Source organism: Candidatus Zixiibacteriota bacterium, from assembly GCA_035574315.1.
In the GTDB taxonomy this organism is placed as follows: Bacteria; Desulfobacterota; Binatia; order UBA9968; family UBA9968; genus DATLYW01.
Map to the genome: position 1 here is coordinate 1 of DATLYW010000023.1, position 24,194 is coordinate 24,194.

Below are 24,194 nucleotides of genomic sequence, written 5' to 3' on the forward strand. Positions count from 1 at the left end.
AGCCGCTCGAGCGCCAATGGCTCGAGCGGCTGGCCGAAGCGCGGAGCAACCTGCCCGACCTCGACGGGCGCGGCGTCTACGACCGCCACGTGCGCCCGGCGCGGGTGGACTGGTGGCGTCTCGGCGCGCACTACGCGGTGACCTCGCTCTTCGAAAGCTACCCCGAACGCGTTCGCATCTACTGTTTCACGGCGGAGCGCGAAGATTACCGCGTGACCGAGGCGGGACGCGCCCGGCTCGCCGTGGGGCGCGTGAGGCTCACGTCGGAGGTGTCCCTGGAATCGGCCGCGCTGAGCTTCGGCGTGCTCCATTTCGGCGACCACAATGTGACCGGCGGAGCCCATCCGTTCACGGATCCGGAGCGTTACGAAGCCTTCGGGCGCGAAGTCGTCGAGCCGTTTCGGCGCGCGGACTTCGCCGAGGTCGTGCGGCTGATGGATTATCACTTCGGCGACTCCCGCTATTCGATCCGGTCGCTCTTCCGCGACGAGCAGCGAAAGATCCTCGACACGATTCTGGCGACGGCCCTCGAGGAAGCCGAGGCGCTGTACCGCCAGATTTACGAGCCCCGCGCCGCCACCATGCGTTTCCTGGCGGGGCTCGGCATTCCGCCCCCGAAGATGTTCTATGCGGCCGCCGAGCTTGTGCTCAATGGCCGCTTACGCCGCGCCCTGGAGCGGGATCCGATCGACACGGAGCGGGTGGCCGCGCTCCTGGAGAACGCCCGCGTCGAGAACGTCAGCCTCGACACGGCGACCCTGGAGTTCGCCTGCCGCCGGACCCTCGAGCGGCTGGCCGACCGTTTCGCCGCCGATCCTTCGGCCGCCGCGCTCGACGAGCTGGACCGGTCGACGGCTCTCCTCGATCTGCTGCCGTTTCGCGTGGATCTCTGGAAAATTCAAAACGCCTACTACCGGGTGCTGGAGACCGTTTACCCGGAGCGGCGGCGCGCCGCCGATGCCGGCGACCCGGCGGCACGCGCCTGGGCCGAGCGCTTTGTGGCGCTCGGGGGGAAGCTCGCGGTGAACGTGAGCTAGCCGGGAACGGCGCCGGCTTTTCGACCTGCGAGCCATGCGCATTCCCGCGGCGCCCTGTCGCGTCCGACCGCACGGGCAACCCGGCTCCGCGCGGCTCGAGGGACGCCCGGCGGCCCTCGCGATGCGCCGGAGATTAGTCCTGCCGCTTTCGGACGCCTGCGATTGGCTTACGGTGGCGCTGCCGCTCGCGGATCGGGGCTGATCTCGCCGCCGCTCGTCGGCCTCAGCCGACGAGCAACAGCTGGACGTCCATGACGTTGGTACGCGTCGGACCGGTCACGATCAGATCCCCGAGCGAGCGGAAGACGGAATAGGAATCGTTGCGTTCCAGCGCGCCCCGCGGATCGATGCCCGCCGCGGCCGCGCGCTGCGCCGTCTGGCCGTCGGCCACGGCTCCCGCGGCGTCGGTGGGGCCGTCGATGCCGTCGGTGCCGGCGCTCAGGAGCACCGTGCCTTCGAGACCGTCGATCTCCAGGGCGAAAGCCAGTGCGAACTCCTGGTTGCGCCCTCCTCGACCCGGACCGCGAACCGTCACCGTGGTCTCACCGCCGGAAATTATGCACGCCGGCGGCTGAAGCGGCATCGAGCCGGCGCGAACCGCCCTGGCGGTTCGCGCGTGGCGCGCGCCGGCTTCTCTCGCCTCGCCGGTCACCGGATCGGTGAGGATCCACGTATGGTAGCCGAGCGCTTCCGCGGCCTCCTTTGCCGCCGCCAGCGCCGTGGCGTTGTCGGCGATGACGACGTTGTGCACGCGCTCGAAGATCGCCTCTCCGGGCTTGGGGGTCTCCTCGATCTCGCCTCGAGCCCCGCTTTCGAGCCTGGAAAGGACCGCTTGCGGCGCTCGAGCCAGGAGCCCGTGTCGTTCCAGGATCGCGAGGCAATCGGCGAAGGTCGAGGGATCGGGTGCGGTGGGCCCCGAGGCGACGCCTCCGATCGGATCACCGATCACGTCCGCCAGGATCACCGCGGCCACGGTCGCGGGTTGTGCGAGCCGCGCCAGCTGCCCTCCCTTGATCCGGGAGAGATGCTTGCGCAGCGCGTTGATCTCCTCGATCGGCACGCCGTTGCGCAGAAGCAAATCGACGAGCCGCTGCTTGTCCTCCAGCGTGACGCCCGGGGCGGGGTCGACGAGCAACGCCGATCCGCCGCCCGACCAGAGGCAAAAGACGAGGTCGCGTTCTCCCGCTTGCCGCGCGACTTCGGCGACGGCACGCGCGGCTCGCACACCCTCCGGGTCGGGAATCGGATGGGCCGCTTCGCGCACCTCGATGCGCTCGAGCGGAACCGAATGGCCGTACTTGACGACGACCGTGCCGCAGACGATCCTGTCGCCGAGCAAGGCTTCGACAGCCTCAGCCATCCGGGCCGACGCCTTGCCGGCCCCGATCACGCAGACGCGCCGGTAGTTCGAAAACCGGTATTCACGCCCGCCGATCTCGAGAGCTCCGCGGTCGGTCCGAACCGAGCGCCGCAGTGCAATCGCGGGGTCCGCTCCCCGAACGGCCGCTTCGAAGATAGTTCGCGCATCCTTTCGGAGTCGGGAGACGGAAAGCATGAACGCTCCGCGGCCCAGGGCAGGGCCGAGGCGGGCGGAAACCGGAAGGGGAAGAAAGCCGTTACGGCCGGGAGACGCCGTCCTCGGCGCCGAAGAGCTTGAAACCGCCGAAGCCGTACTCCCCGATGGGCTGGCCGGTCGCGGCATCGAAGAGATCGATCAGCATGAACTTCTCCGGATGGCCGGCGAGGTAGTGGGAGAATATTTCTACGAATTGCTCTTTCTCGGCGTAGTCGGCGCGCGTGAATCCCTCGCCGACGTAGAGCCGATGCGGCCGCTTGCTGCTGTCGAGCCGAACCCAGAAACGGGCGCCGTTCGAACCGACCTGATCCAGCCACTTCCGGTACTCGCGCACCCGGGCCTCGATTTCTTTGAAGCTGACCGATTGCGCGGCGGCGGGAGCGGCAAAAAACAATGCGGATGCCAACAAAACAACCGCAGTCTTGCTCGGCATCCGCATCGTTTCCAGCCGGCTGACGAAAGCTAGTTGACTTTTATCTCCACCCGGCGGTTCTTCGCCCGACCCTCTTTGGTCCGGTTGTCGGCGATCGGCTTGCTCTCGCCGAATCCCTGGCCGGTAATGCGATCCCGCTCGATCCCGTGCTTCACGAGGTAGTCGCGCACCGAGTTCACGCGCCGCTCCGAGAGCTTCTGGTTGTAAGCCTCGGTCCCGATGCTGTCGGTGTGGCCGGAAAGCGACACGCGCTTGTCCTTGTTTTCCTTCATGAAAGCAACCAGCCGGTCGAGAATCTTCGCGGCCTCAGGCTTGATGTTGCTCTTGTCGAAGTCGAACAACACGTCGTCCAGGATGATGGTCCGCTCCACCTTGGGCGCCGGCTTCGGTTTCGGCGGCGGTGGCGGCGGTGGCGGAGGAGGCGGCGGAGGTGCCGGCTTCGGTTTCGGCGGCGGTGGCGGCGGTGGCGGAGGAGGCGGCGGCGCCGGCTTGGGCTCTTCCGCCAGCAGGTAAGCGAGACCTCCACAAAGCAACGCGCCGGTCACGGCGCCGATGGGAATGGCTTGTCCCTCGCTGAGTTTGTGTCCGGTATTGTGTGTAATGATTCCGCCTGCGGCGGCTCCAGCGGCCCCGCATATTGCCGCGCCTGTCAGTGCAGCTTTCTGTTTGTTGGTCATTCCGGCGCAACCGCTAACAGTGAAAAAAGCAAGAGCAGTAAGCGCCAGACATTTGTTTCGCTCCATCACTGCCTCCCGACAAACGGCAAATTTGTGGGTAAGGTAATACAACCTCCGTCTTATTGTCAAGCCGAACGGCATATTTTTTTTACACCTCGCATGATCGCCGAATTCACACACAATCTCCAGGAATTCGGACACTTATGCATTCGGTCCTGAGGTCGGCCTAAACGAGCGTTTTGCACCTTCGGCCCGAGGGCCGTCTAACTGAATGTCGGCGTATGATAAACTGATCGAGGAGGAATTATGAAAGGCCGCACCATGATCACGTTGTTGCTCGCAATTGCGCTCTCCCGGCTTTTTTTCCCGGAGACCGTTGCAGCGGATGAGGCCCTTTACGTCACGACGGCCAACGTGCGTGTGCGCAAGGGGCCGGGTACCCACCACCCGATCGTCGCGACGATCCCGAAGGATGTTCGAGTCCACGTGGTCGGCCGGGAAAGGGACTGGCTCAAGGTCGAATCGCGCCACGGCAACAGGCCCGGTTACATCCACTCCCGGTATGCGCGCCCGATCGCTCTTGCCCCGGCGAAGTCGGCGCGAAGCGAATCGCGGGTCGCCGGCCTGTACCGAACCGTCGTCGACGTCGACCTGCGCGAAGGACCGGGGGCTCAGCACAGGATCATCTACAAGATCCCCGCCGGCACGAGAATCAACGTGGTGCGCGCCGAAGGCGGATGGTTGCGAGTCGAATCGAAGCGCGGCAACCGCCCCGGCTATCTCGAAAAGGGATCCGTCGAACGGGTCGGTCCGTGAAGATCGCGGCGACGCCGCGAGATCACGACTCCCGTCCCAGCTCTTCGGAACGGCGGGTGGCGTGGACGACCGCGTCCATCACCGTTCCCCGAAATCCCTTGCGCTCGAGCGCGTAAAGGCCCGCGATCGTGGTTCCGCCCGGGGAAGTGACCTCGTCCTTGAGCTGACCCACGTGCCTGCCGCTTTCCAGCGCGAGCTTCGCCGCTCCATAAACCGTCTGCAGCGCGAGCTTCAGCGCCGCGTCGCGAGCCAGCCCGGCCTGCACTCCGCCGTCGGCGAGGGCTTCGATGAAAAGAAAGACGTAAGCCGGCCCGCTGCCGCTCAACCCGGTAACGGCGTCGAGGTAGCGTTCCGGGACGTTGAGCGCAATGCCGACGCTGGAAAGAATCGTCCCGACTTTTCGAAGATCCTCCGGCGTCGCCCGGCTCCCGGCGGCGTAGCAGGAAGCCGCGGCTCCGACGACGCACGGAGTGTTGGTCATCACGCGGACGACTCGCGCCGGCTTGCCCAGCCGGGCCTCGATCCTGCGGCAGGGCACTCCCGCGGCCACGGATACCACCAGCTTGGCCTCCGTGACGTGGCCGGAAATCTCGTCCAGAACCGCGTCCGCCACCTGCGGCTTGACCGCAAGAAAGACGACGTCCGCGAAGTCGCAAACCTCGCGGTTCTCCGCGGTGAGCGCGATACCGAGCTCGGCCGCCAGGGCGCGCCGCCGCTCCTCGCTCGGCGCGCTTGCGATGAGCCTTTTGGGTTCGACAAGGCGGGCGTTCAGGACGCCCCTGAGAATCGCCGAGCCGATCTTTCCCGCGCCGATGACGCCGATTTTTTCTTGCAGCATGGCCGGTTCCTCCGAAGGACCTCGGGACTTCCTAAGAATAGAGCCTCGCCCCGGCTTCTGCCAAGCGCCAAAAAGCGCGCCGCCTGGCTCGAGACCCTCGAGCCTTACGCGCCGGATCCGAACGCTGCCGCGTTGTCAGTATCTCCTGCCCAGCTCGTGGAGCCCCTTCCAGGCCTCGGTGTCGTCGGGGCTGAAAGCGAGCACCTCGCGGTACTTTTGTTCCGCCTGGTCGATTTTCCCGAGCTGGGCGTAGGCGCGGCCCAGGTTGATGCGCCAATCGTTACGCCGGCGCCGCATCCGTAGCGCCTCCGCGTAGGACTCCGCCGCCCTGTCCCACATCTGCAGCCTGAAGTAGACCTCGCCCAGCTCCGAGTGAAGCGTCGGCGACTCCTCCCCTTTGGCCTTCGAGCGTTCGAGCAGCTCCCGGGCCTCCTGGAGCATCGCCTTCATCCGCGCCGCGTCCTCCAGACGCGCCGCCCGGGCGGCGACCAGTCGTCCCCACGCCAGCAGCACCGCCGGATGCTCGGCGTCGATGGCGCGCGCCCGCGTGAACCACTTTTCCGCCTCCGCCAGCTCCCCCGAGTGGAGCGCGATGTTGCCCAGCCCCAGGTACGGCAGGATTTCCCGGGTGCCCATCTGGATGATTCTCGAGTAGACCGTCTTGGCCTCGGGCAAATAGAACTCGTCGCTCATCGCCAGAACCTCGGGGATCGTGCCCGGATCGCGCTCGAGCGCGGCCAGAGCCGCCTTGGCGGCCTCCGCGCTCTTGTCCTGCTCGAGCAGGATCTTCATCTGCAGGAGGTAAAACTTCGGATTCTTGGGGTCGCGCTGGATCGCCTGCCCGATCTCCGTCAGCGCGCGGGCGTGGTTGGAGCTCGCGGTGAAGGCCTGCGCCATGTAGAAATGATGCATCGCCTCGGGAACGGGCAGCGGCCGCGACTTGAGCCACGGAGCGTCGATGACGAACGGCGCCATCAGGCGCCGGTTGAGCTCGGTGGTGGCTCGGCGCAGGTTCTTCGGCGCCGAGAACTCGAGCTCGGCGCCGTCGTCGGTGTTGATGTCCGCCCCTTTGGCGAAAGCGACGAAGCCGTCTCGGTTCAACCGGTAGAAGCCCTGGACGGCGTAGATGTCCGACAGCCCCAGATACTCGAGATCGGAGCGCAGCTTCTCGTTGCGCTCGTAAATCTCTTTCAGCTTCCGGTAGTCGAACACCTGCTCGCGCTTGCTGCCGATCAGCAGAAAGTCGCTTTCTTTCATGCTCCACAGCGAGACGTGGGGGAAGACCTCCGAGAACGTGCGAAACACCATGCGGAAGTCATCGGGGGACATCGAATAGTTGTGGAACCACTGGCCGAAGATGCCGTCGTCCTTGATCTTGGACTTGATGACCTCGTAAAACTCCCGCGTGTAGAGGTTGGCGATGCCGGCGATCCAGGGATTGGAGGGCTCGGCGGTGATCACGTCGTAGTACTTCGGCGTCGCCAGGATGTAGTTGCGGCCGTCGGTGGGAATCACCCGCACCCGCTTGTCCTCCAGCACCCCGTCGTGGCGGGACTGACGCGCGCTGCGGAACAGCCGATCGATGGCGCCACGGAAGTCCCGATCCTCGGAGAGCTTCATCAGCCGGGAGCGCTCCTCCTCCTTCATCACACCCTTGTAGTACAGACGCTTCCCGGCCGCGTCGTACCAGATCCGGCTGTTGCTGCCGTTCGACGGAAGGCTCACGCCCTCCGGCAGCCGCTCGAACGGCACCGACACCCTGTCGAAGAACCTGCTTGCTTCGATCATCGCCGGCTCGATCTCGATGACCTCGATTTCCTTGAGCGTCGGGAAGGTCGCCAGGGCTTTCGCCGACATGCCGCTTCCCAGGCCGATGGTGAGCGCCACCTCGGCGTCGGGATGGAGCATCATCGGAATGTAGCTGGTCATCAGCTGGCTCAGGGCGTCGCCGTACGATCCGTCGATCTTGCCGTTGGACTTGAAGTAAATGTAATCGCTCCCCGGGATACGGTGCACGCTGACCGTCGTGGTCAACCCTTCGCGGTAGTAAAGGATCTCGTCGCGCCTCATCTCCTCCAGCCTGAGCGAGTTCGTCGGCAGGCTCTCGTAGCGATCGTGGTAGATGGTCACTCCGCTGGTGAGAATATGGCGGTCCCAGCGCGGCAGGCGCTCCGGCACCAGAACCGCGAGCGCGAGAACCGACCCGCCGAACGCCAGCCTCGTCGGCTTGCCCATCCGGGGATCGATGAACACCAGCGCGCAGCCGATGAGCAGATTCATCATGACCGCGAACAGAATGGTGTTCTGCACCCCGATGTTCGGGATCAGAATGAAGCCGCCCGCGAACGCGCCCGCCACCGCCCCGACCGTGTTGGCCGCGTAGGAGCTGCCCACGCCGCTCCCGACCCGGTAGAGGCTCTGCGTGAACAGGCGCGCGACCATCGGGAAGGTCATCCCCAGCAGCAGCGTGGGAACGAACATCACCAGCGAGGAGAGAAAGATCTGGAGATACAGGAAGACCGTGAAGGTGTCCCCGAATCCCTCCAGCAGGCGGACGAAGATCAGCGGCAACCGCTCGAACATCGGGATCGTCGCCAGCGCCGCCAGGCCGACCCAGACCTCCAGCAGCCCAAAGCCGCTCAAGCGCGCTTCGCGCTCGCCCATCGAGCGGGCATAGATGAAGCCGCCGAGGGCGAGACCGATCAGAAAGGTGACCAGCATGGTCGTGAAGGAATAGATCGAGCTGCCGATCACGAGCGTCAGCGCGCGCGTCCAGGCGTTCTCGTACACCAGCGATGCGAACCCCGAGAGCCCGAAAGCAACCAGCACCGCCCACCGCAACCAGGAATGGCCCGCCTCGCTCCCCGCAGGCTCCTCCGCCGCCGACGCGGCTGCGACGGCCTCGCCGGGGTCCTTGTCGCGTATCCGATCGACGGCGAGGATCAGCAGCGCGATCGCCAGGTTCACTCCCGCCGCCGTATAAACGGTGGCGCGCATGCCCATCGTCGGAATCAACAGGAAGCCGCCCGCCGCGCAGCCGATCACGGCGCCGAGCGTGTTGGTCGCGTAGAGATCGCCGACCCGGCGGCCGAAGTCCGCGAAGCTGCGGACATAGAAACGGCTGAGCACCGGGAGCGTCGCTCCCATGAGCAACGTGGGGAAGACCAGGAGCACGAACGAGAGGAAAAAAAGCACCAGATTGAAGAGGAAGGGATAGGACTCGTTCAAACCGAAAATCGGTCCGTACGCTTTTTGAGCGAGCCCGAAGAGGTATGGGACGGCGAAACCATAGATGCCGACCCCGGCTTCGAGGATGCCGTAGAGGAGGAAATCGTTCTTCCCGCGATCCGCGATCTGCCCGAAGACGTAGCTTCCGATCGCCAGCCCCGCCATGAACGCCGAGAGCACGGTGGCGATCGCGTAGGTGGTGTTGCCGAAAATCTGGGTCAACATCCGGGTCCATACCACCTGATAGATGAGCCCGGCCGCGCCCGAGAAAAAGAAGCAAAAGAGCCCGACCACGAAAAGCCAGTTCTGCCGGCCACGCACCGAAAAACCGGTCATATCCAACTCCCGCAAAGCCTACCGGAGATAATTCCAGCACAGATATCAAGCGCCGCCATGCCTGTAAAGGGTTCGCTTTTGCGGAAGCTCGGCCCCCCGGCAGGCGAGAGAGCCCGGCCGCGCCCTTCGTTGACTTTTCCCGGTTTGTCATATAAGGGTAAATCCTATTCGGGCATTTCGAATCTGAAAGCTTTCTCCCGCATCCGAAGCCTCTTGAGGCGCGACAATTTCGAGACTTCTCGACGAGTTGAATCGTTTTCTTGAGTCCAGGCAGACGCAATCACGGAAACCGGAGGAACTGAAACATGGCTAAAGCGGCTAGGGTGGAGCGCGCGGCTCCCGAAGAGATCAGGGATCTACGCAGTGCCATCGAGTGGTTGAAAAAGGAGGGAGACCTCATCGTCACCGACAAGGAGGTCGATCCCAACCTCGAAATCACGGGGATCCAAAAACAGCTCGACGGGGGCTGCCCGATCCTGTTCAACAATGTCAAGGGCAAGCCCTACCACCGCTGCATCACCAACCTGTTCGGCGACATGAACGTCATCAACAAGATGTTCGGCTGGAAGGACCACACGGACCGCACGCGCAAGCTGGCCTACGCGCTGACCCATCCGATCCCGCCGGTCGTGGTCGACTCGAAGGACGCGCCGGTGCACGAGGAAATCTACGAAAAGCCGGCCGAGGTCAACGAGTTCGTCGTCCCGATCCGCCACACCGACATCGAGCCCGAGCTGACCGTCGGTTCGGGCAACCGGCTGGTCAGCGGCGAGTACTTCAATGGCGGCACGGATCTCGGCTACAACCGAATGAATTTCCGCTGGGGCAACGTCGGCACCTTCCAGATCTCGCCCGGGTCGCACATGTGGCAGGTGGTCAGCAAGTACTACAAAGACAACAAGCTCGTCCCGATCACCATGAATTTCGGGGTGCCTCCGGCGGCCACGCTGCTTGCCGGAGCCGGCTTCGACTACGTGATCCTGCCGCAGGGCTGCGACGAGGTGGGCATCGCCGGCGCCGTGCAGGGGAGCCCCCTGCGGCTCGTCAAGGCGCGCACCGTCGACGCCTACGCGCTCGCCGACGCCGAGGTGGTGCTCGAAGGCTACGTCAACCCGCGGGACCGGCGCTTCGAGACCGCCGAGGCGGAGAAGGCCGGCATCCAGGGCCGCTTCCACTTCCACCCCGAATGGGCCGGCTACATGGGCAAGGCCTACAAGGCGCCGACCTTCCACGTGACCGCAGTGACGACGCGCCGGCGCGACTCCAAGCCGATCATTTTCCCGCTCGGAGTCCACACGCTCGACGACCACAACATCGACACCACGGTCCGCGAGGCGGCGATCTTCGAGCTGTGCGAGCGGATGCAGCCCGGCATCATCATGGACGTCAACATCCCCTACTGCATGACCGACTGGGGAGGGGCGATCATCCAGGTGAGAAAGCGCAACCGGATCGAGGAAGGGTGGCAGCGCAACTTCATGGCCGCCATCCTCGCCACCTCCCAGGGGTCCCGGCTCGTCATCGCCGTCAGCGAGGACACCGACCCCTACGACATGGACGACATCATGTGGTGCCTCACCACACGCGTCAACCCCAAGACCGACATCATCAATCCGCTGCCGGGCGGTCGCGGCCAGACCTTCATGCCGGCCGAGCGCATGACCGCCGGGGAAAAAGAATGGACCGCCTCGAACACGAGCTTCGAGGGCGGCATGGGCATCGATGCAACGGTCCCGTTCGGCTACGAGAACGACTTCATGCGGCCGGTCTACCCGGTGACGCGGGTCGATCTGAAGAAGTTCTTCAGCGAGAAGGACATCCAGAACGCGAAGTCCCGGATGCGCGGCTGGGTCCATTCGCTGGCTCGAACGGGCCGCTGAAGCGCAGCTCTTCTTCTCCCTTGCAGCTTACGCAAGCGGGCCGGGATCCCGGCCCGCTTGCGTCCGTCCAGGGGAAATTTCCGGCCTTTATCGGTCTCCTGCGGCCGCGCTCGGCGGTTTCCGCGAAAATTCCGCCTTCGCGCGTTGACATCCGCGCTCTCATTTGATTCCATGGCGGCAACAACTTCTGCGCGGGTGACCGATACATCGGACTCGAGCGCCGCAACCATGGAAGCCAACCGCCCATCGCCAGCCGAGCCTTTGCTCTCGTGGAGCGTCCTCGCCGCCCGCCTGACGCTGCTCGGGCTGCTGTTCGTTCCCGCGTTTCTCGCGCAGCGCTATCTGCCCGAGCCGCCGGAGGATCCGGAGCCGGTCGCCGAGGCGGAGCACCCCAAGGAGCTGGTGCGGATCTACTCGATCTTGAGAGCGCACCGGCCGGAGGTCGGCGAAACCCAGGCGTGGACGATCTCGGAGGCGATCTTTCACGAAAGCTCCGCTTACGGTTTCGACCCGCTGCTGGTCTCCGCCCTGATCGATGTCGAGAGCGAGTTCCAGCACCAGGCGGTCTCCCCCGCGGGAGCGCGCGGAGTCATGCAACTTTTGCCCCACGTGGCCCGCGCGCTGATGAAAAGGCTGTCCCGCCTGGGCGACGGGAGAGCTCACCGCGAGTTCAGGGCAGAACACCTCGACGACCCGGTGCTCAACATCAAGCTCGGCGTCTACTACCTGCACGATCTGAGGCGGAGCTTTCGCAGCCTCAAGCTCGCGCTCGCCGCCTACAATCTCGGCCCCACGGAAATGCGCTACCGTCTGGAGAACAGCGTCGAGTTCCCGGAGGAGTTTGCCGCTGCGGTGCTTTCACGGTATGAAAAGCTGAAGCGGATCAAGCCGCCGGAGCTCTGACCGGCGTCCGTGCCGCGAGCCGTGCTCTTCGTCACCGATCCCAGGATACTTGTCGCCGGATGCGGCGCCATCGGTTCGGTCTTCGGCTGCCTCCTGCGGGCTGCCGGGCGCCGGGTTGCGCTGCTCGGCCGGCGCCGCCACCTCGACGCGATTCGCTCGATGGGGCTGCGGATGGACGGGCTCTGGGGAGAGCGCCGGGCCGACGGCTTCGAGCTGGCAGAATCGGTGGAGGAGCTGAGCGGCCGTTACGATCTCGCGATCGTGAGCGTGAAGTCGTACGATACCGCTGCGATCGCTGCCGCCCTGCGCCCCCTCGTTGACGACAAGGGCGTGGTGCTTTCCGCCCAGAACGGCCTCGGCAACCTGCAGACGCTCGCCGACGTCTTCGGCGCGGACCGCACGCTGGGAGCGAGCATTCTCGTTGGCGCCGAGCTCCCGGAGCCAGGGCGCGTGACCGTAACCGTCCAGGCCGCGCCGATTGTGATCGGCCCCCTGGAGGTCTCCGACTGCGTCGCAATGGAGCGCGTGCACCGCTGGATTTCCCTGCTGCGGGCCGCCGACGTCCCGTGCGAGCCGACGGCGCGAATTCTCGGTTACGTGTGGGGGAAGGTTCTCTACAACGCGCCGCTCAACGCCCTGGGCGCCCTGCTGGAAGTGCCTTATGGAGCGCTCGCGGAGAATCCCGAGCTCAGGACGATCATGGACGGCGTCATCGACGAGATCTTTGCCGTGGCCCGCGCGCGCGGCGTGGAGTTGCTATGGACGTCGGCGGACGAATACCGGTCGTGGTTTTACGGCCATCTCGTACCGTCCACTTACCACCATCACGGCTCCATGCTGCAGGATTTTCGGCAGCGGCGGCGAACCGAGATCGACGCCATCAACGGGGCCGTGTGGCGCTACGGCCGGGAGACCGGCGTCCCGACTCCCTACAACGAAGCGTTGACGCGTCTGGTGCGCGAGCGCGAGAAACGATTCACGCAAGCGCGGCCCGCCGGCTCGGCGCCGCCCCAGGAGCACGCATGAAACCGACCTTTCGGCTGACCGCGCGCGCGCGCGAGGAAATCGCCCGCCACGCCCGGGAAACCTTCCCCGAAGAATGCTGCGGCGTCGTTTTGAACGACGGTGCCGCGGACCACGTCCGGCGGTTGAAGAATATCCAAAACCAGCTCCATGCCCTCGACCCGCAGACCTATCCCCGCACGGCGGCCATCGCCTACGCGGTGAACCCCCAGGAGCTCGACGCGCTCATCCGCGAGGCCGAGTCGCGCGGCGCCCGCCTGAAGGCCTTTTACCATTCCCACCCCGAGCACGAGGCCTACTTTTCGGCCGAGGACAAGGCTTTCGCCATGCCCTTCGGCGAGCCCACGTTTCCGGAAGCTGCCCAGCTGGTGGTCTCGATCTACGGGGACGAGGTCAAACGCATCGCCGCCTACCGCTGGTCCGACGAGGAGAAAGACTTTATCGAAGTCCCGCTGGAGACGGTCTGAGGGATGTCCGCCCCGCAGTCACGATTCCTCGACGCTCGCGGTCTTCCCATTCACTGTCTGGAGTGGGGCGAGCCCGGCGGCAGGCCTCTCATCCTGGTTCACGGGTGGCGCGATCACGCGCGGAGCTGGAGTTACTTCGTCGACGCGCTGCGCGCGCAATCGGACCGTCCGCTCAGGATCGTCGCGCCGGACTGCCGCGGCCACGGCGACAGCGGCTGGGCGGGGCCGGGCGGGTACTATCACTTTCCCGACTACGTCCACGATCTGGACTGCGTGATCGAGGCTCTCGGTGCGCCCGTCGTGACGCTCGTCGGGCACTCGATGGGCGGGACCATTTCCTTTCTGTATTCCGGCACGTTTCCCGAGCGCGTCGAGCGACTGGTTCTGATCGAAGGAATCGGCCCGATCGGAATGGCTTTCCGCGACGCGCCGCTGCGCATGGCGAAATTCCTCTCCGAGCTGCGGGCGATCCGTCAGCGCACGACCGTGGCGTTCGACAGCTTCGAGTATTCGTCGCTTGAAGAGGCCGCCCGGCGCTTCCAGCACGCGCATCCGCGGCTGAGCCCCGAGCGCGCCCTCGAGCTCACGCGCTGGGGGATGCGCCGAAACGGTAACGGCAAATGGGTGTGGAAATTCGACCCGCTCCACCGTACCACCTCGCCCCAGCCGTTCTACGCCGAGCAGGCGATCGAGTTCTACCGGAGAATCGCTTGCCCGGTCCTCGTCGCGACGGGGGCCGAGAGCAGGCAGGCCCCCCGACCCGATCTCCCCCAGCGGCTCGCGGCGTTTCGCGACTGCCGCTGCATAACGATCGGCCGCGCCGGCCATATGGTGCACCAGGACAATCCGGAGGAGCTGGCGGCGGCGATCCTGGATTTTCTTCGATGATCGCCTCGACCTTCGAGCCGAGCGGCGCATCGATCTTGACTGCCGCCTTCGATTCATGGATGATGGGCCAAGCGGAAAAAATCCATTGTGGTCGGAACGACGCTTCGAGACCTATGGAAAGCATGCCCGCGCGAGCGTTTTTGTGAGCCAGGACAAGACGTCCGGAAAAAGGACACGATCCCGCCCTCGAGCGGCCGTCGCCAAAGCCTCTCGGGAAATTCAAACGCGCACGCTCGCCCGACCGTCTCCCGTAGTCGATCCGGAAAATCGCCACCAACAGCATCGGTCCGATCCGCCGCAGCCCTGGAACGAGCGCAAGCGGCTGTTCCTGCGCGTCGGCGACGAGGTCACGCATCTGCGGTACGAGGAATGGGGCATCGGAGTCGTCATGGAGATCATGACCTCTTCGGTGCCGGGCGGCACGTGCCTGGCCCGCGTCCGTTTCCAGGACGGACAGCTGCGCTGCTTCAACAACGATCTCGACAACGAGAGCTGCTGTTATTATTTCGGCGTTCGCCGTTACTGGAATCCGTTCGAGGACGGAGCCGGCCGGCGCGTTAAGCCTTTCGCGATAAAAGGATGAACAAGCCGACGAAAAGATCGGCGCTGGTCTGCTTGTGGTGCATGGCCTGGCTCCTTCTGGCGCCCGGGCCGGAGGCGCGCGCCGGGGAAAAGCTCGAAAGAGCGGGTGTCGGCCTCGCCGTCACCGCCGGCAACGCTCTCTTCCTGCCGCTCAAGGCGGTCTCGATGGTCATGGGCGTTTCCGCCGCCGCCTTGTCCTATCTCGTCACCGGCGGCGACACCGAGGTTTCCCGCCAGGTCTGGGAGGACAGCACCGCCGAGCCTTACGTGATCACTCCGGCTCTCGCCCGAAAAGCGATCGGAGAACGTCCCGAGCTCCGCGCGGAAAAATAGGCGGCACGAAGCGTCTCGCCCACGTGCCGCCTGCGTTTTCCCCGGTCATCTCTCAGGTGAGGTGTTTCTTGAAAAATCCCGCGGTACGCTCCCAGGCGTCCTTGGCCGCCTCCGGGTGGTAGCGGTCCGCGTTCGTGTTGTTGTTGAAGGCGTGCTTCGCTCCGGGGTAGACCTTGATGTCGAAAACCTTCCCTGCCTTGGTCAGCGCGGCCTTCAGCGGCTCGACGCCGGGCATGATATTCGGGTCGTCCGCCGCGTAGTTCCCCATCAAGGGGCAGGGAATGTCGGCCACCGCGTCGAGCGGATCGGGGTTGCGTCCGTAATAGACGACCGCCGCGCTCAGCTCCTTGCACTTCGTGGCGAAATTGAGCGAGTTCCCCCCACCCCAGCAATAGCCGACCACGCCGAATTTACCGTTCACATAGCTCTGCTTTTTCATGTAGCCGAGCGCCGCAGCGAGGTCCTCGACCACCATGGAGGGCTTGATGTTCTTGATCGCCTCGATCGCCGCCTCCCCGCCCTTGTACTGGTCGCTGCCTCCCAGACGCGACATGCAGTCGACCGCGATCGCCGCAAAGCCTTCCTTGGCGAAGCGGCGGGCGACGTCCTTGATGTGATCCACCAGCCCCCGGTTCTCGTGGATCACGATGACCGTCCCCAGGTTCTTCCCGTCCCGCGGCCGCGAGACGTAGGCCTTGACCTGCCCCGCGTTTCCCGGAAACTCGACCATCTCGGAAATCAAGCTCGCATCGTTCGGAGCGACAAAGTAATCGACCGTCTGAGCCATCGATGCTCATCCTCCTTCCAGAAAACTCTCCCAACCTATAGCGAAATCCGTCCGACAATGCCACAGGTTCGAGGCCGCTTCGCGCGGAATCCCCAGCGCTCCCGCGCTCCGGTCGGTTTCCTCCTCTTTCGGTGCCGACTCCAGACCCTCGGTTGACAGCCGCCGCCCGTTTCGATATGCGGGAACGAGCCATGGCCGCCGAGGCGCCGCGCTCGAATCCCCGCGGCGCGGTCCCCGCCGGAAGGAGCCGCCGATGTTCGGATACCGCGCCCGCATCGGGTACATCTCGCCGTCGGTCGTCGAGCTCAACGCCTACGACTTCTACCGCATCGTTCCGGAGGGCGTCGGCCTGGTCGCCGTGAACGCTTGCGCGATCGATCCTGGCCGTACAGGCACGTTCAAGGAGGGCTGACCATGGGAATCGAGATCGTTGATTTGCTCGAGCTTGCTTACCGGGAGAAGCGCCGAAAAGTGGTGTTCAATACGCCGCGTTTCCACGCCTGGGTGCACTACTACCCCAACCCCGGCGACAAGGACGACATGCACTGCCACAATGCCGACCAGACCTTTTACGTGATCGAGGGCGAGTGCACCATGCGCTTTCCCGACGGGGGAAAGGCGGTCATGAAGCCGGGCATGGCCGCGACCATTACCGGAGGCTCGTTCTACCAGCTGGAGAACACCGGCAGCGGTCCCATGATCATGATGGGAAATCGCTCGGGACCGTCGGAAGCGATCCAGCACATCAACTACGAGCTCCGCAAGGACATCAAGAAGCTCAGCAAAGAAGAGCTGGAGCGCGCCAGGATTCCGCACGCTGCAATGCAAACGCGCAGCTGATTTCCGGCCGTGCTCGGACGGGCCGGAGAGAGGTGAGGTCGCTCTTACCGCCCTGCCCGCACCCCATGGGCTGAAGGAAGCTTTTCGGAAGTCCTGGAGGGACCCGGAGTTTCTGGCAAACTGGAAGAAGATGACCCGGGCCGACGCCTCCCCCCTCATGCCGGAAGAGCTCGAGCAGCTGGTCAGGACGATTCCCCGAGAATCGAAGGACGTAAGGCTCTACAACGCCCTCGCCGGACCGGACCACTTACCTGAGCGGTAACTGGCGCCGACCCGGGGCCGTGCCGGAGCGGCCGTGGGTGAGTCGATCAGCTGGAGCTGGCGGAGGAAGAGGAGCTTTCGCTCTTGCCGGAAGCGCTATCGGTTTTCGAACCGTCCTTTGTGGATTTGTCGCGCCCTTTCGAATCCGACTTCTCTCCGTTGGCGCCCTTGCGGGCGTAGTCGGTGATGTACCATCCCGTTCCTTTGAGCTGGAACGAGGTGTTGGAGATCAGGCGTTTTACCTTCCCCTTGCAGGTAGGACACTTGCTCAGGGCGCGTTCCGTAATTCGCTGGGTCACCTCGAAGGTGCCGCAGGCATCGCACTGGTACTCGTAGATCGGCATGAAATTCCTCAGCTGGCAAAATTTTTAGCCAAATTAATCACCGCCCTGCCGCTTGTCAATCAACCGTGGCCCCGCCTCAGCGCACGGCGTTGCGGTCGGTTCCGTCGGCCTTGATGTGCGGCCCGCCGAAAGCCTCGGCCCGGTTTCCAAAGAGGACCAGGGGTTCGGTGCCGGTGTTGGTGATCTGGTAATAGTCCTTTGCGGCCAGGAACACCACCTCGTTCTTTCGAATCGGACGCTCCCGCCCGTCGATCCCCTTGACTATACCACTGCCCTCCAGGACGAGGAAGGTTTCGGGATTGGCATGATAGTGCATATCGGTCCCGTCACCGGGGACGAAGTAAAGCATCCAGGAGCGAAAATTGCCCGCCCCGAACAGGTCGATCTTGCGCTTTTTCTGCGCCTGGGCCTCCGACCGCTTCTCGTCGAGATTGACAAAATCCATCGAAGCCCCTCCCCCTCTGCCGCTAGTTGCAGTTATCCTATTCCATTGGCCGCCTTCAAACAAGCACCCGCCCGGCGGGTTGCCTCCATGGCCGCAAGGTGATATCTCCGCCCTGCAGCGTCAGCTCGCTACGGAGGTCGTCATGGACAAGGTCCAGTTTCCTTACCGCTCGAGCAGCCACCTTGCGTTCCTCCACGTCGCGGCCCACTCCGGCTCCTGGGAAAAACACGGCTTGGAGGTCGAGTACGACCGGTGGATCAGTTCGGAAGATGCCCACAGGAACGTCGCCGACGGAAGCGTCGAGTTCGTCAGCGGAAACCATCTCTCTCCCTATATCCGGCGTTGCCACGGAGACCGGTGGGTCTATCTGGCCCAGACGGTCAGCCTGCTCCGTCACCGCCTCGCGGTCCGTCCCGACTCCGGCATTTCGCGGGTCGGCGATCTGCGCGGGAAGACGATCGCGATCAAGGGGAAGCACCCCGGCTTGAACGCCTGGCTGTTCGTCAAGCGGAACGGCTTGCTGGGGGAATGCACGCTCGAGCGCGTCCGTGGCGAGACGCCTCCCTGGACGGCGGTTGAGAAAGGGGCTGCGGATGCCGCCTTTGTAACCGCCCCGGCCGATCTGCAGGCCCGGCGGGCCGGATTGAAGATCGTCGATCTCGAAGCTCTGCCGATGGTCTGGTACACCACGGTCTCCACGGCGCTTCCATTCGTGGAGAAACACCCGGAAATCGTCGACCGCTTTCTCCGCGGCCTCTGCGAGGCGATCGCGTATTTCAAGACCCACAGAACCCAGTCGATCAAGATCCTCAAGGAGCGCTACACCGCGGAAGGGCCTCTCGACGACGAGGCGGCAGCGCATCTCTACGACGACCTGAAGCTGATCCTGCAGGCCAGGCCGTACGCCAGCCTTCCGGCCATCCGGAACGTTTACGAGGCGGCTTTGGAGCAGAGCCAGGAGGCCGAAAAGACCGACCCGATGGCGCTCTGGGATTTCCACTTCCTGCGTCGCATCGACGACAGCGGCTTCATCGACAGCCTCTACCGGAGCTGAGCGGATCGCTTATCGGTTGCAAACCAGCTCCAGGACCTCGGTCAGGTCGGTGATCACCGGCCCGCGCCATTCCCGCGACTCGCGGCGCCAGCTCTTGTCGGCCGCTTGCTGCGGCGGTCGGAACAGCACCGGCTGGAGGCCCGCGCGGGAAGCCGCCGCCAGCTCGTAGTTCTCGCCGTCCGCCACGTAAAGACAGAGCTCGGGGCTGACGCCCAGCCCTTCGCACGCGAGGCCGAAGATGCGAACGTCGGGCTTCTTCATGCCGACGCGGCTCGAGAAAACGGGCGCGTCGATCAACCCCGCGAACGAAGTTTCCGGCCAGAGCAGAGGGATCTCGATCGAGGCATTGCTGACCAGCCCGGTTCGATAGCCCTGCGCTTTCAGCCGCCCCAGGGTCTCCACGGCACCGTCCCTCGGCTGCAACGCCCGCCGGATCCGGCTCATTCGAATCTCGACTGCGGCGGCGATTTGCGCCCGCCCAGGGCGAGCCTCCAGGGACGCACAGACGTGCTCGAAATTTTCTTCCAGTGTCCGGAAGCGGCCGAGGATACGGGCCTCAAGGGTCTCGTTCCATACCCGGGCAAAAGGCTCGCACGGCACGCCCAGCGCCGAGGCGATCTCGATGTGCATCGGCCCGGCCGAGGACCCGAAATCGTCGACGAGCGTCCCGAACAGGTCGAAGACGACGGCCCGGCACCTCAATCCTGGTCTCCGGCGAGCTCTCGCCAATGATCGAAACGCGTGATGCGGGGATGGTACCCGGCGGCGCGGTTCCACGGGCGACTGAGAAGCTTGACCGGAACCCGCATGGTATCGGCCAGGAATCGTGCCATCGGCTCGGAGTCCTCGACCGCCCAGCAGAACTCGTGAGCGGCCAGCTCCGGCAGGCTGATCGCGGCGGTGTTTTCGGTCGCAAAGCGACCGTACTTGTCGACCATCAGGAATCGGTCGTGGGGCACGCGGTGCCGCTCCAGCCACTCGAGCGACGCCTCTTCGGTGCTCGGCGGACGGCCCGTGACGATGGCGATCCGGTATCCGTCGGCAGCCCAGCGGCGCAGAACCGCAATGGCGTCGCCGATCGGCTCGAGCTTGAGCAGCTCCTCGCTCCGGTGCATGATCCGGAAAAGCTCGGCGGCTTCCTCGGGCCCCAGGCCGCAGGATCGGCCGAGATCGAAACTGGTGACCCGGTCGAAGGGAATCCGCTTGCCGAACTCGCGCTCGACCACGGCCAGGCAGCCGCGCGCGGTCTCGCACAGCACGTCGTCCATGTCCACGTAAACGGTGTTCGACGGTTCTTTCACTGTCATTACTATACAGCAGAACGCGCTGTTTCCGAAACCCGCGCTCGCGCCCGGCCGGCTCGCCTCAGAAGCCGAGCGCGCAACCGCCCTTGCGGGGATCGGCCGCGCCGATCAGCGCTCCGGAATCGGGGTCGATCGCGATGGCGTGGGCGCCGCCGAAGCTCGCCGAGGAGCCGCGGATCAGGCGGTGCCCTTTTTCCGCGAGCTCGCGAGCCGCAGCGGGCGGGATCTCCGGCTCGAGCGCCACGTCGGCTCCCTCGACATGGTTGAACCTCGCGGCCGAAACAGCCTCCTGCAGGCCCATTCCGAAATCGATGAGATTGACGATGAGCTGCACCTGCACCTGCGGCTGGACGTGGCCGCCCTTGAGGCCGAGGGCCAGGCAAGGCTTTCCCTCTTTCAGCACGAGCCCCGGCATGAGCGTGTGGGCGCAGCGCTTGTGTGGCCCGATGCGATTCGGGTGGTGCTCCTCGAGAGAAAAAAGATGGCCCCGGTTCTGCAGGACGATTGCGGTTTCGGGTTCGACGACCCCTGAGCCGAAGCCCATGAAATTGCTCTGGATGAAGGAGACCAGGTTGCCCTGGGCGTCGGCGGCCGCGACGTATTCCGTGTCCGCCCCGTTGCAGGCCCCGCTCCACTGGCGCGCGGCGGCGTCCATGCGGATCCGCCCACGGAGCTCCTGGGCCCGGCCGGCGGCGATCAGGTCCCCGACCGGCACCTCCATGAAGTCGCGGTCCGCGAGGTGCCGGTCGCGGTCGGCGAAGGCGAGCTTCTTCGCTTCGATCATCAGGTGCAGCGCGCTCGGGCTGCCGTATCCCAGCGATGCGAGATCGAAGCCTTCCAGAATCTTCAGCATCTCGAGCGCCACGAACCCCTGCGTCGCAGGCGGCAGCTGGACCACGTCGTACCCGCGGTAGCGCACCGACAGCGGCTCCACCCATTCGGAGCGGTGCTCCGTGAAGTCACGGCGTGTGAAAATCCCGCCGAGCCTTTGCGAGCAGCGCACGATGCGCTCCGCGATCTCGCCCCGGTAGAAAACCTCCGCCCCGCCGTCGGCAATGCAGCGCAGCGTCTTCCCCATGCGAGGATTCCTGAAAATCTCACCGGCGCGCGGAGCCCTGCCGCCGACGAGGTAGTTCAGCGCCGCCCCTTCGTCCGCCCGCAGGAGCGCCTCGGACTCGCGCCAGGACTCCGCGGTCGGCTCGGCTACCGGGAAGCCGTTCTCCGCGTAAAAAACAGCGGGTTGCAAAAGCTCGCCCAGCGGCTTGGTCCCGTACTCCCGGACGAGCGTCTCCCACCCGTGGACCGCTCCCGGAACGGTAATCGAGTGGATGCCGCGCTCGGGCATTTTCGCGAAGCCGTTTTTACGGAAAAATTCGAGGCTGGCGCCGAAGGGCGACCTGCCGCTCGCGTCGAGGCCCTTCAGCGTCCCGTCTCGCGCGGAGTAAAGAAGACAGAAGGCGTCGCCGCCGACGCCGATCGACATCGGCTCGACGACGCCCAGGACCGCGGCCGTCGCCACCGCCGCGTCGACCGCGTTGCCGCCGCAGGCCAGGACCTGCACGCCGGCGAGCGTCGCGAGCTCGCGGCTCGACACCACCATGCCGTTGCTGGCGAAAACCGAAAATCGCCCGGCCACGAAAACCCTCCAAGGCCGCCGGCAGACCCGAAGCCCGGCTGCGGGCTAGTCGGGGATTTGCGCCATCGCCGTGGCGAGCGCGCTCCGGTAGGCGCGGTCGATCGCAAGGCTGTCCGCAGCCGCGCGGAGGACGGCCCGGGCCGCGTCCTGGTCGAGGACGTAGCGCTCGAAGATCGGCTCGAACATGTCGGAGTGGTCTTCGTCCGCCACCATGTGAACCCGCGTGTTGATGTCGAGCGTCTCGATCGTACCGCCGAGATCGGCGACCTTCTTGTGCGCGAAGCGCTGGGTGAAACCGCCGCCCTTGACGATCGCCGGGTTGTTCTTGCGCTCGGTGACGTGATTGACCATCAGCGCCTCGAGCCAGGGGCGCGTGGTCGCCAGGTACATCCACGCGAACATCGCCGCGCGCGCCCCCGGCAGCAGGTTCGTTTCGGCGGTCGCCTCGGCCATCTGCGCGTCGGTCAGGTGGGCCGAGCCCATCCGCGGATCGTAGATCAGCTCGTCCTTTTCGTGCTCCCAGATCGCCCGCTTGACGTCGAGCGGTGCCTTCACGCTCGCCGCCGCCCAGCAGTCCCGCCGGCTCTTGATGTAGTGGGGATAATGGAGGTTCAGGATCTTCTCCCGCTCGGGCGTCAGCTTCACGCCGAAAAATTGCCGGTATTCCGGCGTGTCGAAGTGACGGTTGACGAAGGCGTCGAGCTCCTTTCGCGTTTCGGACCACAGACTCATAGGCATCCTCCTTTATCGGCGCTTCGGCCAGCGCGTTGTCGAATCCAGCCTGAAATCACGCCGGCGGAATCTTCTCCTGCGCCAGCGCGATCCCTTTGCGGAACATCGCGTTGAGCGCGAGCGAATCCTTCGCGGCCTGAACGGCGAGCTTTTCTTTTTCACCGGTCGCAAACTCTTTCAGGAACGGCAGGAACATGTCGCTGTGCTTCTCGTCCGCCTGGCTGTGCGCCTGCAGGTTGGGGATCTCTTTCCACGAGAATCCCAGCTCCTCCATCCATTTCCTGGCCATGCGCGTCGACTGCCCGCCTCCGAGATCGGCGAGCAGGCGGTCGTCGTTGCACCATTCGGTCACCGTGAGCGCGGCGAGCCCTTCGATCCAGCTCTTCTCGCTCGTCATCCACGACCATGCGTACAGCACGGCGCGGGTTTCCGGAAGCGGCTCGGCCCGGAGAATATCCTCGGGCTCGAGCCCCACCGACCGCCCCTGCCGGACGATGAGATCAAGATGCCCGTACTCGGAGAACTCGTCGCGGATGATCTCCTCGTATTCGTGCTCCAGAATCTTCTGCTTGACCGCCATCACCGGGCAGTTCGCCGAGACGTGCGCCCAGCACTCGCGCCGGTGGCGCACGAACAGGCTCTGCTGCTTGACCATGACCGCCGCCCTTGCCCTGGTCATCTTCACCGCGAAATACCGCTCCAGCTCGGGCGAGCGGATGTAGTCCCGAACCAGCGCGCCGAGGCGCTGCCGCCATTCGATCTCGTTCACGACGGACCTCCCCGGTAGAGTTTGTCGACGAAGCCTTCGCGCGCGAGGCGGTCGATGATGCTGTTGTCGAAGAGAGGAACTTTCGGCGGCCCCTTGTGGCCGACCATCTCCAGCACGGTCTCGACCGCCGCGGGATCGACGCGGGGAACGGAATCGAGATACTTCGCGACGAATTGATAGTGCATCTCCGCGCTTCCTCCCCGCTGTCCCATGTATTTCGCGAGCAGCTTCAGCGCCTCCGGCTTTCGCGTCTTCAGCGCCGCGATCCCCTCGATGTAGGCCTTGACGATTCCCTCGACCGACCTGGGCGATCTCCGGTAGTAGTCGTTGCTTACCGCGAGCAGGTTCATCGAAAATGGGATTCCCAATTCCGCCGCGTCGACCATGAGCTTAGCCTGAGGACCCGGCGGCTGCGATGAGACCCGGGCGTGCGCCTGCCGGGCACGAAAACCGAGATCGGCCTCGATCACGCCTCCGAACTGGCGGATCTCCGTCTTGCCCTCGAGGTCGAGCTTTCGCAGAATCAGCCGCGTCACGAAGTCGCTGGTCGAGCCGTAGCGCGTGATCGCGAGCGTCTTGCCCTGCAGCTGCTCGGGCTTCTGAATGTCTGGGTGGACCCACAGCGCCATGCCCGGACGGCTGGTATTGCTGCCCACCGCGACGATCGGCGCGCCCTTGAGAACCGCCGTAACCACCGCGTTGCTCGCCCCCAGCGCCGCCTGCACGCTTCCTCCTACCAGCGCCTGAACGGCGACCGACCCCGAGCTGATGTAGACCAGCTCGACCGCTAGGCCGTGGCGCCCAAACGCCCCGATTTCCTTTGCCATCCAGACACCCGCCATGCTGGGGCTGACCGCAGCGTAGGCGAACGCGATTCTTTCCCTGACCGCTTCGGCGGCTCGAACGGCCGGGGAAAGAGCAAGCAGGAGAGCTACGAGCAGCGCCGGGATTTTTCCGGCCCCGGGTTTCCGACCCGGGCGACGAGATCTTTTCATGGCACCCTCG

27 protein-coding genes are annotated in these 24,194 nt (G+C 65.0%); 13 read left to right on the top strand and 14 right to left on the bottom strand.

Annotated elements, in window-relative coordinates; all coding sequences use genetic code 11:
• A partial coding sequence (locus VNN77_06970; GenBank protein HXG51126.1) for a DUF3536 domain-containing protein occupies positions 1-1,037 on the top strand: 1,037 nt, incomplete at its 5' end.
• Positions 1,038-1,260: 223 nt separating this feature from the next.
• On the opposite strand, the gene VNN77_06975 is transcribed toward VNN77_06970, so the two are convergent.
• The 3 genes from VNN77_06975 to VNN77_06985 all read right to left on the bottom strand — a co-directional run bounded on the left by VNN77_06975 (position 1,261) and on the right by VNN77_06985 (position 3,417).
• Complete coding sequence (locus tag VNN77_06975; GenBank protein HXG51127.1) at positions 1,261-2,592, bottom strand: glycerate kinase; 1,332 nt, start codon at positions 2,590-2,592, stop codon at positions 1,261-1,263.
• Between the two features lie 61 nt (positions 2,593-2,653).
• Positions 2,654-3,046 carry a hypothetical protein gene (locus VNN77_06980; GenBank protein HXG51128.1) on the bottom strand — a complete coding sequence of 131 codons (393 nt, stop codon included), beginning with the start codon at positions 3,044-3,046 and terminating at the stop codon, positions 2,654-2,656.
• A 29-nt stretch (positions 3,047-3,075) separates the two neighbouring features.
• Complete coding sequence (locus tag VNN77_06985) at positions 3,076-3,417, bottom strand: OmpA family protein (protein ID HXG51129.1); 342 nt, start codon at positions 3,415-3,417, stop codon at positions 3,076-3,078.
• A 612-nt stretch (positions 3,418-4,029) separates the two neighbouring features.
• On the opposite strand from VNN77_06985, the gene VNN77_06990 reads away from it, so the two are divergent.
• Positions 4,030-4,539 carry an SH3 domain-containing protein gene (locus VNN77_06990; GenBank protein HXG51130.1) on the top strand — a complete coding sequence of 170 codons (510 nt, stop codon included), beginning with the start codon at positions 4,030-4,032 and terminating at the stop codon, positions 4,537-4,539.
• A gap of 22 nt (positions 4,540-4,561) precedes the next feature.
• Here the strand turns inward: VNN77_06990 and proC are convergent, their stop codons facing one another.
• On the bottom strand, positions 4,562-5,377 hold the full coding sequence (proC, locus tag VNN77_06995; GenBank protein ID HXG51131.1) for a pyrroline-5-carboxylate reductase: 816 nt from the start codon (positions 5,375-5,377) through the stop codon (positions 4,562-4,564).
• Between the two features lie 135 nt (positions 5,378-5,512).
• The gene (locus VNN77_07000; GenBank protein ID HXG51132.1) at positions 5,513-8,941 is read right to left on the bottom strand and encodes a fused MFS/spermidine synthase; all 3,429 of its coding nucleotides are present in this window, start codon (positions 8,939-8,941) and stop codon (positions 5,513-5,515) included.
• Positions 8,942-9,246: 305 nt separating this feature from the next.
• Between VNN77_07000 and VNN77_07005 the strand changes: the two genes are divergently transcribed.
• The 7 genes from VNN77_07005 (at position 9,247) to VNN77_07035 (ending at position 15,017) form a co-directional block, all read left to right on the top strand.
• Positions 9,247-10,821 carry a UbiD family decarboxylase gene (locus VNN77_07005; GenBank protein ID HXG51133.1) on the top strand — a complete coding sequence of 525 codons (1,575 nt, stop codon included), beginning with the start codon at positions 9,247-9,249 and terminating at the stop codon, positions 10,819-10,821.
• Between the two features lie 228 nt (positions 10,822-11,049).
• Positions 11,050-11,724 carry a lytic transglycosylase domain-containing protein gene (locus VNN77_07010; protein HXG51134.1) on the top strand — a complete coding sequence of 225 codons (675 nt, stop codon included), beginning with the start codon at positions 11,050-11,052 and terminating at the stop codon, positions 11,722-11,724.
• 9 nt (positions 11,725-11,733) lie between these two features.
• Positions 11,734-12,750, top strand: coding sequence for a 2-dehydropantoate 2-reductase (locus VNN77_07015; GenBank protein HXG51135.1), 1,017 nt, complete (start codon positions 11,734-11,736; stop codon positions 12,748-12,750).
• A complete protein-coding gene (locus VNN77_07020; protein ID HXG51136.1) occupies positions 12,747-13,214 on the top strand; it encodes a M67 family metallopeptidase in 468 nt (155 codons plus the stop codon). Before VNN77_07015 ends, VNN77_07020 begins: the two co-directional genes overlap by 4 nt.
• A gap of 3 nt (positions 13,215-13,217) precedes the next feature.
• Entirely contained in the window at positions 13,218-14,102 is an 885-nt protein-coding gene (locus tag VNN77_07025; protein HXG51137.1) for an alpha/beta hydrolase, read from the top strand.
• A gap of 142 nt (positions 14,103-14,244) precedes the next feature.
• Entirely contained in the window at positions 14,245-14,685 is a 441-nt protein-coding gene (locus VNN77_07030; protein ID HXG51138.1) for a hypothetical protein, read from the top strand.
• On the top strand, positions 14,682-15,017 hold the full coding sequence (locus VNN77_07035) for a hypothetical protein (protein HXG51139.1): 336 nt from the start codon (positions 14,682-14,684) through the stop codon (positions 15,015-15,017). Before VNN77_07030 ends, VNN77_07035 begins: the two co-directional genes overlap by 4 nt.
• A gap of 52 nt (positions 15,018-15,069) precedes the next feature.
• On the opposite strand, the gene VNN77_07040 is transcribed toward VNN77_07035, so the two are convergent.
• Complete coding sequence (locus tag VNN77_07040) at positions 15,070-15,804, bottom strand: dienelactone hydrolase family protein (GenBank protein HXG51140.1); 735 nt, start codon at positions 15,802-15,804, stop codon at positions 15,070-15,072.
• Positions 15,805-16,057: 253 nt separating this feature from the next.
• Here VNN77_07040 and VNN77_07045 point away from each other — a divergent pair, with 253 nt between their 5' ends.
• From VNN77_07045 to VNN77_07055, 3 genes are all read left to right on the top strand, one after another.
• The gene (locus VNN77_07045; GenBank protein HXG51141.1) at positions 16,058-16,216 is read left to right on the top strand and encodes a hypothetical protein; all 159 of its coding nucleotides are present in this window, start codon (positions 16,058-16,060) and stop codon (positions 16,214-16,216) included.
• A gap of 2 nt (positions 16,217-16,218) precedes the next feature.
• Positions 16,219-16,644 carry a cupin domain-containing protein gene (locus VNN77_07050; protein ID HXG51142.1) on the top strand — a complete coding sequence of 142 codons (426 nt, stop codon included), beginning with the start codon at positions 16,219-16,221 and terminating at the stop codon, positions 16,642-16,644.
• 130 nt (positions 16,645-16,774) lie between these two features.
• The gene (locus tag VNN77_07055; GenBank protein HXG51143.1) at positions 16,775-16,906 is read left to right on the top strand and encodes a hypothetical protein; all 132 of its coding nucleotides are present in this window, start codon (positions 16,775-16,777) and stop codon (positions 16,904-16,906) included.
• 46 nt (positions 16,907-16,952) lie between these two features.
• Here VNN77_07055 and VNN77_07060 read toward each other — a convergent pair whose 3' ends face one another.
• Both VNN77_07060 and VNN77_07065 read right to left on the bottom strand, forming a co-directional pair.
• A complete protein-coding gene (locus tag VNN77_07060) occupies positions 16,953-17,249 on the bottom strand; it encodes a zinc ribbon domain-containing protein (GenBank protein ID HXG51144.1) in 297 nt (98 codons plus the stop codon).
• 76 nt (positions 17,250-17,325) lie between these two features.
• Positions 17,326-17,694, bottom strand: a complete 369-nt coding sequence (locus VNN77_07065) for a cupin domain-containing protein (GenBank protein HXG51145.1) — start codon at positions 17,692-17,694, stop codon at positions 17,326-17,328.
• A gap of 142 nt (positions 17,695-17,836) precedes the next feature.
• Between VNN77_07065 and VNN77_07070 the strand changes: the two genes are divergently transcribed.
• On the top strand, positions 17,837-18,748 hold the full coding sequence (locus VNN77_07070) for an ABC transporter substrate-binding protein (protein ID HXG51146.1): 912 nt from the start codon (positions 17,837-17,839) through the stop codon (positions 18,746-18,748).
• 9 nt (positions 18,749-18,757) lie between these two features.
• Here VNN77_07070 and VNN77_07075 read toward each other — a convergent pair whose 3' ends face one another.
• From VNN77_07075 to VNN77_07100, 6 genes are read right to left on the bottom strand one after another with little or no spacing between them, the layout of a single operon-like run.
• Complete coding sequence (locus VNN77_07075) at positions 18,758-19,450, bottom strand: HAD-IA family hydrolase (protein HXG51147.1); 693 nt, start codon at positions 19,448-19,450, stop codon at positions 18,758-18,760.
• Positions 19,447-20,055 (bottom strand): bifunctional metallophosphatase/5'-nucleotidase, encoded by a 609-nt coding sequence (locus VNN77_07080; GenBank protein ID HXG51148.1) that lies wholly within the window; start codon positions 20,053-20,055, stop codon positions 19,447-19,449. Before VNN77_07080 ends, VNN77_07075 begins: the two co-directional genes overlap by 4 nt.
• A gap of 58 nt (positions 20,056-20,113) precedes the next feature.
• Positions 20,114-21,688 (bottom strand): gamma-glutamyltransferase, encoded by a 1,575-nt coding sequence (ggt, locus tag VNN77_07085; protein HXG51149.1) that lies wholly within the window; start codon positions 21,686-21,688, stop codon positions 20,114-20,116.
• A gap of 45 nt (positions 21,689-21,733) precedes the next feature.
• Positions 21,734-22,420, bottom strand: coding sequence for a hypothetical protein (locus VNN77_07090; GenBank protein HXG51150.1), 687 nt, complete (start codon positions 22,418-22,420; stop codon positions 21,734-21,736).
• Between the two features lie 55 nt (positions 22,421-22,475).
• A complete protein-coding gene (locus VNN77_07095; protein ID HXG51151.1) occupies positions 22,476-23,189 on the bottom strand; it encodes an iron-containing redox enzyme family protein in 714 nt (237 codons plus the stop codon).
• Positions 23,186-24,184 carry an ABC transporter substrate-binding protein gene (locus VNN77_07100; protein ID HXG51152.1) on the bottom strand — a complete coding sequence of 333 codons (999 nt, stop codon included), beginning with the start codon at positions 24,182-24,184 and terminating at the stop codon, positions 23,186-23,188. Before VNN77_07100 ends, VNN77_07095 begins: the two co-directional genes overlap by 4 nt.
• Positions 24,185-24,194: the final 10 nt, after the last annotated feature.

Excerpts from the sequence above, each read along its gene's own strand:
- VNN77_07050 (HXG51142.1), top strand. The coding sequence starts at position 16,219 with ATGGGAATCGAGATCGTTGATTTGCTCGAGCTTGCTTACCGGGAGAAG.
- VNN77_06980 (HXG51128.1), bottom strand. The coding sequence starts at position 3,046 with ATGCCGAGCAAGACTGCGGTTGTTTTGTTGGCATCCGCATTGTTTTTT.
- VNN77_07055 (HXG51143.1), top strand. The coding sequence starts at position 16,775 with ATGACCCGGGCCGACGCCTCCCCCCTCATGCCGGAAGAGCTCGAGCAG.
- VNN77_07100 (HXG51152.1), bottom strand. The coding sequence starts at position 24,184 with ATGAAAAGATCTCGTCGCCCGGGTCGGAAACCCGGGGCCGGAAAAATC.
- VNN77_07060 (HXG51144.1), bottom strand. The coding sequence starts at position 17,249 with ATGCCGATCTACGAGTACCAGTGCGATGCCTGCGGCACCTTCGAGGTG.
- proC (HXG51131.1), bottom strand. The coding sequence starts at position 5,377 with ATGCTGCAAGAAAAAATCGGCGTCATCGGCGCGGGAAAGATCGGCTCG.
- VNN77_07005 (HXG51133.1), top strand. The coding sequence starts at position 9,247 with ATGGCTAAAGCGGCTAGGGTGGAGCGCGCGGCTCCCGAAGAGATCAGG.
- VNN77_07090 (HXG51150.1), bottom strand. The coding sequence starts at position 22,420 with ATGAGTCTGTGGTCCGAAACGCGAAAGGAGCTCGACGCCTTCGTCAAC.
- VNN77_07035 (HXG51139.1), top strand. The coding sequence starts at position 14,682 with ATGAACAAGCCGACGAAAAGATCGGCGCTGGTCTGCTTGTGGTGCATG.
- VNN77_07000 (HXG51132.1), bottom strand. The coding sequence starts at position 8,941 with ATGACCGGTTTTTCGGTGCGTGGCCGGCAGAACTGGCTTTTCGTGGTC.
- VNN77_07045 (HXG51141.1), top strand. The coding sequence starts at position 16,058 with ATGTTCGGATACCGCGCCCGCATCGGGTACATCTCGCCGTCGGTCGTC.
- VNN77_07025 (HXG51137.1), top strand. The coding sequence starts at position 13,218 with ATGTCCGCCCCGCAGTCACGATTCCTCGACGCTCGCGGTCTTCCCATT.
- VNN77_07070 (HXG51146.1), top strand. The coding sequence starts at position 17,837 with ATGGACAAGGTCCAGTTTCCTTACCGCTCGAGCAGCCACCTTGCGTTC.
- VNN77_07080 (HXG51148.1), bottom strand. The coding sequence starts at position 20,055 with ATGACAGTGAAAGAACCGTCGAACACCGTTTACGTGGACATGGACGAC.
- VNN77_06990 (HXG51130.1), top strand. The coding sequence starts at position 4,030 with ATGAAAGGCCGCACCATGATCACGTTGTTGCTCGCAATTGCGCTCTCC.
- VNN77_07020 (HXG51136.1), top strand. The coding sequence starts at position 12,747 with ATGAAACCGACCTTTCGGCTGACCGCGCGCGCGCGCGAGGAAATCGCC.
- VNN77_06975 (HXG51127.1), bottom strand. The coding sequence starts at position 2,592 with ATGCTTTCCGTCTCCCGACTCCGAAAGGATGCGCGAACTATCTTCGAA.
- VNN77_07010 (HXG51134.1), top strand. The coding sequence starts at position 11,050 with ATGGAAGCCAACCGCCCATCGCCAGCCGAGCCTTTGCTCTCGTGGAGC.
- VNN77_07065 (HXG51145.1), bottom strand. The coding sequence starts at position 17,694 with ATGGATTTTGTCAATCTCGACGAGAAGCGGTCGGAGGCCCAGGCGCAG.
- VNN77_07040 (HXG51140.1), bottom strand. The coding sequence starts at position 15,804 with ATGGCTCAGACGGTCGATTACTTTGTCGCTCCGAACGATGCGAGCTTG.